Consider the following 12,788-nt stretch of genomic DNA (forward strand, 5'->3'; position numbering starts at 1 on the left):
AGGAAATTCACGTGAGTCTGAAGTTGGCGGGAAAAGTGGCGCTGGTGACCGGCGCTGCACGGGGGCAGGGGCGGAGCCACGCGGTTCGCCTAGCTGAGGAAGGCGCCGACATCATCGCCCTCGATCTGTGCGACCAGATCGACACTGTTCACTATCCGCTAGCCACGCCCGAAGACCTCCGTGAGACCGTGGCGGCAGTGGAAGCGACCGGCCGGAAGATCGTCTACAGCCAGACCGACGTGCGGGATGCGGATGCGGTCAACCGTGCGGTTGCCGAAGGGATCTCTCAGCTCGGTCGGCTCGACGTCATCGTAGCCAACGCTGGCATCGCTCCGCAGTCCGTGCGTGAGAGCAATCAGTATCAGACGTTCCTCGACACCGTCGCGGTCAACCTGACCGGTGTGTACAACACCGTGCACGCCGGCGTTGATCAGATCATCGAGCAGGGTGAAGGCGGCTCGATCATCCTCACCAGTTCAACCCAAGGGCTCAGCGGGCGAGGCGGCAACGGGAGCGGTGCCCAGGACGGGTACACCGCCTCGAAGCACGGCGTCCTCGGTCTCATGAAGACCTGGTCATTCTGGCTCGCGCCGAAGAACATCCGGGTCAACGCGGTGGCACCGACCGGGGTGAACACTCCGATGGTGAACAACGACGTCGTCCAGGAGTGGCTCGCGAAGGACCCGGACGCGGCCGGGGTGCTGGCCAACCAGATGCCGATCCCGGTCATCGAGGCATCGGACGTGAGTAGCGCCGTCGCGTGGCTCGCGTCTGACGACGCGCGGTACGTGACCGGCGTGGCCTTGCCGGTCGACGCCGGCTTCCTCATCAAGTAGCTGCCTCTCGCTGCGATCTGACAGCTCGTCATTGCGGGCGAGTGTCGGGATACCGGTGCCGGGACCGCGGGCGATCGAGTCGACCGCGCGACCGACGGGACCTGGCCTACACCGAAGCCTTGCCCGACGAGAAGGCCCGCACGGCGATCGGGTTCGTCCACCGCGCGCGGGAGTTCTTCGCCCGCCACGGCATCACCCACATCCACCGCCTAGTCACCGACAACGGCTCCTGTTACCGCGCCCGCGAACTTCGCCACCGTCCTGGGCGGTGCCCGCCACCAGCGGATCACGCCCTACACCCCACGCCACCAACGGCAAAGTCGAGCGCTACAGCCGGATCCTGCCCGAAGAGTTCCTCTGCCCACGCCTGGACCAGCGAACGGGAAAGCACCGCAGCCTTGGCCGGTCTGGAACATCCCCTACAACTCCCATCGACCACCCACTGCCGCCGGAAATCAGCCACCCGCGACCCGGCTCCACACCGGCGTCACCAACGTTTCCGAACAGCACACCTGGCTCGAGTTTTAACCGGTTCGGCGGGGCCGTGGGTTGCTCGATTTGGTGTTCTTGCTGTGCTTGGTGGCGGTGTGGACGTCATGGCGTGACGCGGGTTGGTGGTTGGGTGTTCCGGCTGGACGTCCGGGGCCGGGCCGCGAGGGTTCCGAAACCCGGCGGACCCTGGCCGGGGTGAGTCGCCTGGCTTGTCGGGGTTTCTCCCAAGGCGGCGTAAGTCGGCTGTGAGGTCACGGGCGAGGCGCAGTTGGGTGTAGGCGGTGAGCAGCAGCCAGGTCAGCGGTCGGCCGCTTCGGGTGAGCGAAGTTTTGGGATGGTCCAGCCGAGGGTTTGCTTGAGCATCCGGAAGGTGTGCTCGATGTCGAACCGGCGCAGGAACGCCTGCCAGGCCAGATCAACCTCGGTGTGGTCCAGGCCGATGCGGGAGTGCCAACGCCACACGGGTTTCGGGATCGCCGCGGAGGGCAGCTGCTGAACTTCGAGCTGAATCACAGTGCCCTCGATGATCGGCAGAGTGCCGTCGTGGCCGGCCCAGGCGATGCATCAGGCAAACTGATCACCGCGGCTCTTGATCGATCTTCCAATCGTCGCAAGAAGGAATGATCGACCAAGGGCCGCGTTCATGATCAACAGGGGTAGGCAAGCACCACCCGAAGGTTAAAACTCAAGCTAGTCATGGCCGGAGGGGGCACTGCTTGGTCCCGCTGTGGCTCACGGCTCGACCACACAGCCGCCGGTCACGTCGCCGGCCAGCCGGGCGAGACCAGCGTCCCGAATGCGAGTGAGTGGATACCGATGGGACACGAAGGGGGTCACCAGGCCCTGTGCGACCCAGTCCAGGATGGCAGCGGTGCGTGGGGGGCGGATCGAGGGGTCGCGGAAGGTATGGATCACCATCGGTGACCCCATTACATACAGACCTTTCATCTGCATGATGTTCGTCGGGAGCGTGTTGGCTCCGTCCGAGCCCCCGCGGCCGCCTCCCTGAGCGACGGTCGTGTTGGCAGCCCAACCCACGATGACCAGCCGTCCGCCGAAGGTGAGCGACCGCATCGCCTCCAGGCCGGTGGGGCCGCCCACGGTGTCGATGACGACGTCTGCGCCGGCGCCGCCAGTGAACTCCTTGACCTGGTCGCGGAAGCGGCCCGGGTCTGATCCGGGCGTATGGATGGTCGAGTCGGCGCCCCAGTCGTGCAGCGTTCGGAGCTTGTCCTCGGAACGGCCGGTCACGATGACCTTCGCGCCCAGAATCTTCGCTGTCTGGATCGTCGCCATGCCGGCTGCGCCGGATGCGCCGGTGATGAGGACGACCTCACCGGCTTGTAGCCGGGCGCGGTTGACCAGCGCGTAGTAGGCGGTTTCGTAGTTGACGAACAGGTTCGCGCCCTGCTCGTAGGAGAACGTGTCCGGGATCTTGTGGAGTGCGCTGGCAGGAGCGACCGCATAGGACGCCCAGCCGCCGTTTACCTGGTACGCACCGGTGCTCCGAGGACCCGCATGCGTGAAGTCGTTGACCACGCGATCGCCGACGGCGAACTCCGCCGCGGCGGCACCGCCCACGGCGACGACCTCGCCGCTGTACTCCATCCCGGGGGTGAAGGGCGTGCGGGGCTTGTGCTGGTACTGGCCGCTGAGCATCAGCAGATCCGCGAACGTGACACTGCTGGCTCGGACACGGACGAGGACTTCGTCAGATTGGATCTCGTACTCACCAGGGTCGGTCACGACTTCGAGAACGTTCTCCAGTGCGTCGCGCTGAGACTCCGCAAATCGGGGGAGGGAGACCCGGAGCCCAGGAGGGACGGTTACACCTGTCACGCGTGTTCCTTTCAGTGCAAGTAAAATCCAAAGATCGCCCGGACTACCGTGCGGATGATCCCTCACCGGGGTCGATCGCAGCGGCGAGCAGGAACTGCTCGATGGCCTCGGAGTCGACCGAGCGTCCAGGGCGTGTGGTCGACGATTGGGAATCCGAGGTAGCGATAGTTGGCGGCCGTGCGCTTACCTACGGCCACTCGTCCTTCCATTCCCGGCGCTGCGCGCCGCCGACAAGATATGACGTGCCTGTCGTAGATGGGGGGCATCCAACATTCGGCCATCGAGCGCCACAACCCCGGTATCGCCGGTGCCGAACGCCTCGACCACACGTCGGGCTTGCTCGAGTTCGGACTCCGATGGGGTGAAGGCGTCGTTGATAGGACCGACTTGGGCGGGGTGGATCGCGATGCGCGCAGTGAAGCCTTCGGCGCGAGCATCCCGGGAGTCGATCGCCAGGCCCTCGAGGTCGGCCATGTTGACGTATAGAGTCTCGATGGCGTGCACGCCTGCTGCTGCCGCAGCGAGCAGCGTGGCCGACCTGGCCAGGCGATACGTGTCTGCCCATCGGCCGTCCGACCTCCGGTTGGTCGCGGCCCCGAGCGAGGCACTGAGGTCCTCGGCGCCCCAGGTGAATCCATACACCCGATCCAGTTCCGCGTGCCGGAGCTCGCCGAGCCGGAGCACGGCGGTGGGGGTCTCCGTGACCACCGGGATGATCTTCACCGATCCTCGGGCAAGTCCGTATGCCGCTTCGAGGGCATCGAGGTGGTGGGTGAGTGTGGTGAGGTCTTCGGGACCGTCGATTTTGGGGAGCATGATCCCGGCCGGGGCGAAGCGCACTACCGCGGCGAGGTCGTTCAGAGCGAGTGAGGTGCTCAACGGATTCACCCGCACCCACAGTGCTGGGCCCTCAGGGCCGACGTTTCGCTGCAGGTGTGTTGCGGTGATGTCGCGTGCGGCTTCTTTGTGGCTCGCGCTGACCGAGTCCTCCAGGTCGATGATCAGCGCGTCGGCGTCGGACTTCGAAGCTTTAGCCAGCTTCTTCTCGTCATCGCCGGGAACGAAGAGAAGCGATCGCAGAGGTGTATCGGGTGCTGTTCTTGGTGCCATGGCCTCGGTCATTGGGGCCGCCGCCGCTGCAGGCCGGTGCGCTTGCACGACGCCACCAGTTCGTCGTTCTGGTTGAACGCGCGATGCAGGAAAGTCACGATGCCCTGGTCGGGACGTGACCGCGAATCCCGGAGGTCGATGACCTCGGTGGTCACTCGAATCGTGTCGCCGTGGAACACCGGAGCGGGAAAGCGGACTTCGTCCCACCCAAGGTTGGCGACCGCGGTACCCAGGGTTGTGTCTCCGACCGAGATGCCCACCATGAGTCCGAGGGTGAAAGCGCTGTTGACGATGCGCGTCCCGAACTGCGACGACTCCATGTACTGCTCGTCGAGGTGCAGTTGAGCCGGATTGTGGGTCATCGCGGTGAACAGCACGTTGTCTGTCTCAGTGACCGTGCGGTGGATCGGGTGGTCGAATGTGTCCCCGACGGTCAGGTCGTCGAACCAGAGTCCAGCCATGCCGGCCTGTTCCTTTCGCAGGTTGATCGGCCGTCATGACGGCCGCGTGACAGGAGTGTTCAGTAGCTTCGCGGTAGGCCGAGGACATGCGATCCGAGGTAATTCAGGATCATTTCCTGGCTGATCGGTGCAATCCGGGTCAAGCGTGCTTCCCGGAAGTACCTGGCCACGTGATACTCCTCGGAGTACCCCATGCCGCCGTGGGTTTGCAGCGCACGGTCGGCGGCCTCGAATCCGGCGTCGGCGCACAGATACTTGGCGATATTGGCCTCGCGGGCGCAGGGCATCCCGTTGTCATAGAGCCACGTCGCTTTACGCAACATCAGCTCGGCCGCATCGAGGCGTGCCAATGATTCCGCGAGTGGAAACTGGATGCCTTGGTTCTTACCGATGTGGCGGCCGAAAACCTCGCGTTCGTTGCCATATTTCACGGCCGTCCGCAGGGCCGCTCGTCCGATGCCGAGTGCCTCGGCGGCGACGAGCATTCGTTCGGGGTTGAGGCCGTCGAGGATGTAGCGGAACCCCTCGCCCTCCTCGCCGACTCGATCCTCGATGGGCACCTCGAGGTTGTCGATGAACAGTTCGTTGGACGTGACCGCATTGCGTCCCATCTTGCGGATGGGTCGGATGTCGACCTTCGAGCGGTCGAGATCGGTGAGAAAGAGCGTCATCCCGTCAGTCTTGCGGGACGACTCGTCGAACTTCTGTGTTCGGGTCAGGAGCAGGATCTTCTCCGACTCCATCGCCTTGGAGATCCACACCTTGCGGCCGTTGACGATGTATTTGTCACCCTCCCGCCGCGCGAACGTGGTGATCTTGGTCGTGTCGAGTCCGGCGCCGGGCTCCGTCACGCCGAAGCACACGTGCAAATCGCCGCTGGCGATCCGGGGCAGCGTGCGCTGCTTGAGCTCGTCACTGCCGTGGACGATCACTGGATGCATTCCGAAGATCGACAGGTGCATCGAACTCGCGCCGTTCATTCCGGCGCCCGAGGCAGCGACCTGCTCCAACAGGATCGAGGCTTCGGTGATGCCGTATCCGTGGCCGCCGTACTCCTCGGGAATGGTGATTCCGAGCCATCCTCCTGCCGCGAACGCCTGGTAGAACTCATGGGGAAACTCGTGTGCGGCGTCCTTTTCTTCCCAGTATCGATCATCGAACTTGCCGGCGAGGTCGGCGACGGCGTCCCGAATTGTTGCCTGGTCCTCGGTCAATGCGAAATCCATGTATTACACCCGTTCTCTGTGCATGGGTTGTGGCAGAGTGATTTGTCGCAGAGATTCAGGCTCGCCGGTGCGTGTCGGCGAGAGCAGCACGTATGCGGTCCAGCGCCGCTGGATTCTCGGCACTCGACATGTCCCCAGGGTCGGCACCTGTCGCGACTGCGCGGACCGCCCGCCGCATGATCTTGGCCGAGCGTGTCTTGGGAAGTTCCGACACGGCGATGACCTCGTTCGGCGCGAACGGTTTTCCGACCTGTTCGGCGACAGCGGCACGGAGTTCGGCCGAGACGGATGAGGCGTCGGCCCCCTCGCGAGGAACCCAGAACACCCAGACAGCTTCACCCTTTTTCGGGTCAGGCACCCCGATCGCGGCTGCTTCGGCCACTGCCGGGTGTGTCGTCAGCACCGACTCCACTTCTGCCGGTGCCAGGCGTTTACCCGCGATGTTCATCACGTCGTCGGACCTGCCGAGGATGTACCACGCCCCGTCCTTCGAGTCGACGAGCGCGAAATCTCCGTGGCACCACACCCCGTCGAAGGTCGACCAATACGACTGCAGATACCGGTCGTGGTCGCGCCACACGCTGCGGGTCATGGATGGCCATGGGGTACGGCAGACAAGTTCGCCTATGCCGCCGCGCACCGACTGGCCGTCGCCATCGACAACGTCGACGTCCATGCCCAACGACGGTCCGCCCAGTGAGCAGCTGGCGATCGGCTCTACCGGATACGGAGCGAGGAACGACCCGCCGACCTCGGTGCCACCCGAGATGTTGATCACCGGCACCCGGCCGTCGAAGACCTCTGCGGCGAGCCAGTCGTAGGAATCGGGGTCCCAGGGCTCCCCGGTGGAGCCCAGGGTGCGCACTGACTTCAAGTCGCGGCTCTTGATCGTCGAAAGGGGCGTGTCGCGCAATGCTCGAACGAGGGTCGGCGACAGGCCGAGTGTCGAAATCGAGTGCCGCTCGACGAGGTCCCACAGACGTAGAGTGTCGGGCGCATCAGGTGACCCCTCGTACAACACCAGGGTCGCGCCGTTGGCGTGTGCCCCGACGATTGTGAATGGTCCCATGACCCATCCCATGTCGGTGACCCAACAGACCCGATCGCTCGACACGACGTCGAAGGAGTAGGCCATCTCGGTGGCGACCTTGACGGTGAACCCTGCGTGTGTGTGAACTGCCCCCTTCGGCGTGCCAGTCGTCCCCGAGGTGTAGCCGAGCATCAGCGTCTGCATTGTGGGAAAGGCTCGTGCCGTGTCGTGGACGTCCTCGCCGGCGAGGAGTTCGGACCAGCTGGTGACTGCGAGACCCTCGGCATCGAACGTGACCCTTGTGTCGACGTTGGCCACAGTGATGACCGAGGTGACCGAGGGCGCGGCGGCGACCGCTGCCGCCATCTCTGCGGCCATGTCGACTCTTCGCCCTCGCCGGATGGTCGCGTCAGCGACGATGACTGCCGAAACTCCGGCGTCGTTGAGGCGTGCGGCGATCGCCGGCGCTGCGAATCCTGAGAACAGCGGCACCACGACGGCTCCGATCCTGGCCGCCGCGTAGAAGGCGATGACCGCCTCCGGGATCATCGGAAGGTAGAGTGCAACCCTGTCGCCCTCCCGCACACCGATACTGCTCAGCCCTGCAGCGAGCGCGGCGACCTGACGCGACAGCTCGGCGAACGAAAGCTCCTCGACTCGGCCATCCTCTGCTTCGTGAACAATCGCGGGATGGATCGAGTCCGCCCACCGAGTGAGGCACGCATCGATGATGGTGAATTCGCCGTCGACAAACCAGTCCGAATTCTCTATGCCTCGGGAGCTGTCGAGGACCTGGCGGTAGGAGGTTCTGAACGGGATGGCGAGGTCGTCGATAGCGGCATCCCAGTACCACTGCACATCGGCTACCGAGCGGCGACGCAGTTCTGTGAGGGAGTCGATGCCATGACGGTTCGCCAGGCGTGTGACGTTGGCGTCAGCGATACGCTCGGGGCTTGGTCGCCAGACGTAATCACTCATGCGCTGCCTCTTTGCCATTCGGATTCGGGCTGTCCTGCAGGACTACTCGCGCGGACAACAGTTGGTTGATGGTCACGTCGTCGTAGCCGAGAGTTGTCAGAACCGTGTGAGTGTCTGCCCCCTTGGCTCGAGGAGTTTCTCGGACCGACGCTGGAGTGTCGGTCAACTTGATCGGGAAGCCGATGCCGCGGTAGTCGCCCCTCTCCACGACCATTTCGCGGTGACGGACGTGCGGATCGTCAAGGACTTCGCGGATGTCGCGGATCGCTGACGCCGGCACCCCGCGGGCGATGAGGTCCTGTGCGAGATCGTTCTTCGTCAAGGGGGCGATCTTCTCCGACAGCAGTTCGCTGAGGACTTTCAGGTTCCCCAGGCGGTCGGCGTTGGTGCGGAAACGCGGGTCGTCAGCTAGGCCGGGCATACCCAGTCGGTCGACCAGGATGCGGAACTGGCGATCATTGCCGATGCCGATGAACACCGCCCCGTCGGACGCCTCGAAGGTGTCATAGGGTGCCACCGTCGGGTGGGCGGAGCCCGTACGCACAGGTACCCGCCCGTCAGCGAGAGTGGACGCGGAATGTGGATGCAACAGCGACACCGCGGTATCAACGAGCGTGCAGTCCACCACCTGCCCGCGACCTGTTCGCTGACGAGCGTTGAGCGCCAGCAAAATTCCACTGAACGCGTAGATCCCGGTGACCATGTCCACCACCGGGACGCCGACCCGCAACGCTGGGCCTTCGGATTCGCCGTTGATGCTCATCAAGCCGCCGTAGGCCTGAGTGATGGCATCGTAACCGGGCATACCACCCATCGGCCCGTCAGCGCCGAACCCGGTGATGCGGCAGACAATCAGGCGCGGGTGACGCTCCAGCATCCGCTCGTCGGAGAACCCCCACCGAGCCAGCGTTCCTGCCTTGAAGTTCTCTACCACCACATCGGTGTTCTCGAGTAGTCGCTCGAGCACCTGATGTCCTTGCGAGGTCCGCAGGTCCAAGCAGATGTTGCGTTTGTTGCGGTTGATCGCGTTGAAATAAGCGCTCATGTCGTCTGCCACGAACGGAGGACCCCACCGTCGTGTGTCGTCTCCGTCAGGTGGCTCGACCTTGATCACGTCCGCTCCGTGGTCGCCGAGAAGTTGACAACACAGTGGGCCGGCCAGAACACGTGACAGATCGAGGACCCGTAGCCCGACGAGACTTTCGCTTGTCCCACCACGATCACCCATGCGGCCATCACTCCGTCGTATATCGGAACATCGAGGACGTATATGCGACAGTGTCAGCTGTGGGGGTGGTCCCTGTCAACCACGCGGCAATGCGCATGCGAACCCGTGCCGGCGGCCGTTGAAGGTGGGGTTGGTGTTGCGGCGGCGGCTGAGCAGGAGTTTGCCGTTGTCGACGAGGAGTACGTGCAACTTGGCCGTCAACCTGCCTTCGTTGCCATCGACCGACCGTCAGGAACCGGCAAAACCACCCTCACCTGCGCCCTCGGCGAGCGGCTCACCCGTGGCGGCCACGACTTGCCGGGATGAGGGCGGTATTCGAAGGTGGAGGCGCGGAAGGTGCCGGGCCGGTTGTCGGTGAGGTTCCACAGGTCGTGGACGAGGCGGACGGTGGTGTCGATCTCGTCGCGGGTTTCGGTGGGAAACCCGAGGACGAAGTAGTAGCCCTTGACGTTAATGCCGCGTTCGGTGAGCCGGCGGGCGATGGCAGGGCCGATACGCTGTCGGTCTCGCTGGCTCGGTGCAGGACACGCGATCGGTGCGAAAAGCGGCCATCATCTGGTCGATGACGCGGCGGGCGCCGAGGAGCGACGACGCCAGCCCGCGCTAGCCGGGGGACGCCCTAGCCCGTCCGTATATACGGAGGAAACCCGTATATCTGGGTAGAGAAGGTTGTCGCGCTCGTGCGTCAACGCGTTCCGGCTACACTCAGTGCGTGCCACCTCGTCATCACCGCACTGTTGATCGGGTGATGGCCATCCTCGAGATGGTCGCTCCGGTGCGTCACGGACTGTCGCTGGCGGATCTCGCCGAACGGCTGGGCGCCCCGAAGAGTTCCGTGCACGAGCTGGTGAATGGACTCGTGGCCACCGGGTACCTGGTCGAGCGCGATCACAGGTTCGGCCTCGGCTCGGCGCCGTTCATCCTGACTCTGAACGGGAACCGCGTGGCGGCTCAGGACATCGATCGCGAGCTTCTGCCGCGCATTCACAAGGAAGTCGGCTGCAGCGTCCTGATCGGCATCCAGGTGGGAATGTCGCTCGTGTTCGTCGACCACATCGGTGATGAGCCCGCGCTGGAGTTCGCTGCCCGCAACCACAGTCGCCGGTCGCTGTACGGGTCCGCGTCGGGAAAGATCATCCTGGCGAACCTGCCGGTGCGGGAGATGGATTCGCTGTTGTTGTCGGCGTCGTCCGCCGAGCAGCCCGAGGTGGACCGCTTCCTCGCCGAGCTGCCTGAGATAAGGGCGACCGGCCTCGCCTACAACCCCGGTCGCACTGTGCCCGGCATCTACTCGGTGGCGACCGCGCTGCGACGCTCCGACGGTGAGCTGATCGGCGCCGTGTGCGCGCTCGGTCCCGCCGACCTCCAGGACTCGCTGCCCGAAATCGGACGTCGAATTCAGGAACTGCTCAGTGATGGGCAGGTCGATCCGGGCGAGTCTGTGCGACCCTAGGCGATGCTCGGCCACGACGTTGCTGGCGGTCGCCAGGTCGGTCATCGCGGCCGTAGTCCTCGCCGCGGCAGACCCGCGTCGACGGTCTGGCGAGAAGACGGAACTTGTGCTGCCTGGCTGCCCGGACAATCGGCCTGACGTGGTCCCTGTGCGCCGCCGCGCCTGCGCCCTGGCTCGAGCCTGAGCACAGGTAACGCCGCCAGAACGCACCGCGGCCCCCGCCACTGAGCCGCCTGCCACGACCTTGACGGCCACCTCAACCGGACAGTTCCGATCCGGTCATCTGCTGGCGGACGTGGTGCCAACGGCTCGTCAGCCCGCGGCCGGTCCGGGTGGGCACCGAGAAGGCTACAGCGGCTGGTCGAGTCGGGCGTTCGCGGCGTTCGACCCAGCTTCGCAGGCCGTGCCGGCACGGCCTGCACACCGATCTCGGACCTTGACGCCCCGTATCCGTGGCCATAAGGTTGCGACCGGCATTACGGACGCCTATCCGTAAATACGGATACCGGGCAGGCGATGAGGCTAGCTGTGGCTCTGGAATGCACGGCGCCCCTTGCTTGTGGCCCAGGTGGTCAACCCGGCCGATTCCCCCAAGGACGGAGGACCTATGCGTATCGACGACGTTGCCGTACGCATCGACCGATTGCAGCGCTGGCCGTACTCGCCGCGCGTGCTCTTCATCGCCGGCGTTAGCTTCTTCTTCGCCTACTTCGATATCGGCAACATCGGCAGCGCTCTGCCTGCCGCCCTGAAAGCCCTGCACGCGACGACGGCCAGTGCGACCACGGTCGTCAGCGTCGGGCTCTGGGGCTACATCGTCGGCGGTCTGATCAACAGCGTGGTGGCCGACCGGTACGGCCGTCGCGCGGGCCTTCTGATGGCGACCGTTCTCTACGGCGTCGGTTCGCTGGTCAACGCGCTGGCTCCCTCGATCGAGGTCTTCACCATCGCGCGTTTCGTCTCCGGGCTCGGTATCGGAGCGACGCTCGGGGTCATCAGCACCTACATGAGCGAGCTCGCGCCGGCGGCGAGCCGGGGGCGCTACATGGCACGGACGACGCTGCCCGCACTCGTCGGCTATGCGCTGGTCCCGATCATGTCGGTGTGGCTGATTCCCACATTCTCGTGGGGGTGGCGGGCCATTCTCATTGTCCCGGTGGCAGGCGCCGTGATTTTCATCCTCCTCTACCGGTCGCTGCCGGAGTCGCCGCGATGGCTCGTCCTGCACGGGCGTTCCGCAGAGGCGGAGAAGATCCTGCGAGCCGCGGAAGTGCGGGAGGGGCTGGATACTCCGGTGTCGTCGTCGCCGACCGGGACGCAATCGCCGGAGCCCGCACGCGACATCCGGGTTCTCTTCAGCCGTCGTGTCCTCCCGTGGATGCTGCTCTTTTTCGTAATCTGGCTGCTGAACTACCTGCCGGTGTACGCGGTCGTCGGCCTCGGTACCACGCTGCTCACCGAGCACGGGTTCAGTCTTGCCAAGAGCCTGCAGATGACGCTCGGCTCGAGTCTCGGCATCGTCCTTGGTGGCCTGTTCGCGATGTGGGTCGCCGACCGGGTACCGCGGAAGGTGCCGGCTGCGGTCGTCTCCGGCCTCGTCGCGGTGAGTCTTGGGCTGGTGGCCATCGCGCCGTCCAGTCCGGTCATCTTCGCCGCCTACTTCCTGGTCGCGTTCCAGATCGGCATCTTCGCTCCCTTGATGTACCTCCTGACGGCGGAACACTTTCCGACGGCGGGCCGCACCACGGCTATGGCGCTGTGCAACGGCGTGGGACACGTGGGCGGCGCGATCGGCCCCTTCATCGTTCTTGCGCTGTACCGGGCTGCCGGTTTTTCCGCGGTATGGGCCTTCCTCGGGGCCCTGTTCCTGCTCCTCGCCGTCACCACGCTGGTCGCCAGGAACACCACGGGCAAGGCGCTGGAGACCGTGACGACCGAACCGGCCGTGGAATCCGGGTCCGCCTCACCGGCGCGGCCCGACCGGGTTTCCTGACCGCCTTCTTTTGAGGTTTGAAAGCGCACTCGTGTACCCGTTTCTCGGATGTGTAGAACGGAGAAAGAATGGCCGATCATGACGCTTTCCACTGACGCGAACGCCCTTCAATGCCCGTGGCGCGACCAGCGGAGGGAAGGAG

At 64.9% G+C, this 12,788-nt stretch carries 10 protein-coding genes and 1 pseudogene; 4 read left to right on the top strand and 7 right to left on the bottom strand.

What is annotated here, in order from left to right; all coding sequences use genetic code 11:
- Positions 1-11 precede the first annotated feature (11 nt).
- Positions 12-836, top strand: coding sequence for a mycofactocin-coupled SDR family oxidoreductase (locus AMYTH_RS0141430; protein WP_037323074.1), 825 nt, complete (start codon positions 12-14; stop codon positions 834-836).
- A gap of 101 nt (positions 837-937) precedes the next feature.
- A pseudogene (locus AMYTH_RS48445) lies at positions 938-1,364 on the top strand (integrase core domain-containing protein); the annotation flags it as partial.
- 261 nt (positions 1,365-1,625) lie between these two features.
- Here AMYTH_RS48445 and AMYTH_RS50040 read toward each other — a convergent pair.
- The 7 genes from AMYTH_RS50040 to AMYTH_RS46595 form a co-directional block, all read right to left on the bottom strand.
- Positions 1,626-1,841 (bottom strand): hypothetical protein, encoded by a 216-nt coding sequence (locus tag AMYTH_RS50040; protein ID WP_027935178.1) that lies wholly within the window; start codon positions 1,839-1,841, stop codon positions 1,626-1,628.
- Positions 1,842-2,060: 219 nt separating this feature from the next.
- Positions 2,061-3,074 (bottom strand): NADPH:quinone oxidoreductase family protein, encoded by a 1,014-nt coding sequence (locus AMYTH_RS46590; RefSeq protein ID WP_157360746.1) that lies wholly within the window; start codon positions 3,072-3,074, stop codon positions 2,061-2,063.
- A gap of 276 nt (positions 3,075-3,350) precedes the next feature.
- Positions 3,351-4,289, bottom strand: a complete 939-nt coding sequence (locus AMYTH_RS0141450) for an HpcH/HpaI aldolase/citrate lyase family protein (RefSeq protein WP_209440819.1) — start codon at positions 4,287-4,289, stop codon at positions 3,351-3,353.
- Positions 4,286-4,738, bottom strand: coding sequence for a MaoC family dehydratase (locus AMYTH_RS0141455; RefSeq protein ID WP_027935180.1), 453 nt, complete (start codon positions 4,736-4,738; stop codon positions 4,286-4,288). Before AMYTH_RS0141455 ends, AMYTH_RS0141450 begins: the two co-directional genes overlap by 4 nt.
- Before the next feature lie 59 nt (positions 4,739-4,797).
- Entirely contained in the window at positions 4,798-5,964 is a 1,167-nt protein-coding gene (locus AMYTH_RS0141460) for an acyl-CoA dehydrogenase family protein (protein WP_027935181.1), read from the bottom strand.
- 55 nt (positions 5,965-6,019) lie between these two features.
- Positions 6,020-7,972 (bottom strand): AMP-binding protein, encoded by a 1,953-nt coding sequence (locus AMYTH_RS0141465; RefSeq protein ID WP_027935182.1) that lies wholly within the window; start codon positions 7,970-7,972, stop codon positions 6,020-6,022.
- Positions 7,965-9,200 carry a CaiB/BaiF CoA transferase family protein gene (locus tag AMYTH_RS46595; RefSeq protein WP_051362960.1) on the bottom strand — a complete coding sequence of 412 codons (1,236 nt, stop codon included), beginning with the start codon at positions 9,198-9,200 and terminating at the stop codon, positions 7,965-7,967. The genes AMYTH_RS0141465 and AMYTH_RS46595 overlap by 8 nt, the downstream gene beginning before the upstream one ends.
- A gap of 745 nt (positions 9,201-9,945) precedes the next feature.
- On the opposite strand from AMYTH_RS46595, the gene AMYTH_RS46600 reads away from it, so the two are divergent.
- Both AMYTH_RS46600 and AMYTH_RS0141480 read left to right on the top strand, forming a co-directional pair.
- On the top strand, positions 9,946-10,653 hold the full coding sequence (locus AMYTH_RS46600) for an IclR family transcriptional regulator (RefSeq protein WP_209440821.1): 708 nt from the start codon (positions 9,946-9,948) through the stop codon (positions 10,651-10,653).
- Positions 10,654-11,260: 607 nt separating this feature from the next.
- On the top strand, positions 11,261-12,646 hold the full coding sequence (locus AMYTH_RS0141480) for an MFS transporter (protein ID WP_027935183.1): 1,386 nt from the start codon (positions 11,261-11,263) through the stop codon (positions 12,644-12,646).
- The last annotated feature ends 142 nt before the right edge of the window (positions 12,647-12,788 follow it).

Origin of the sequence: Amycolatopsis thermoflava N1165 (genome assembly GCF_000473265.1) — a bacterium.
Classification (GTDB): Bacteria; Actinomycetota; Actinomycetes; order Mycobacteriales; family Pseudonocardiaceae; genus Amycolatopsis_E; species Amycolatopsis_E thermoflava.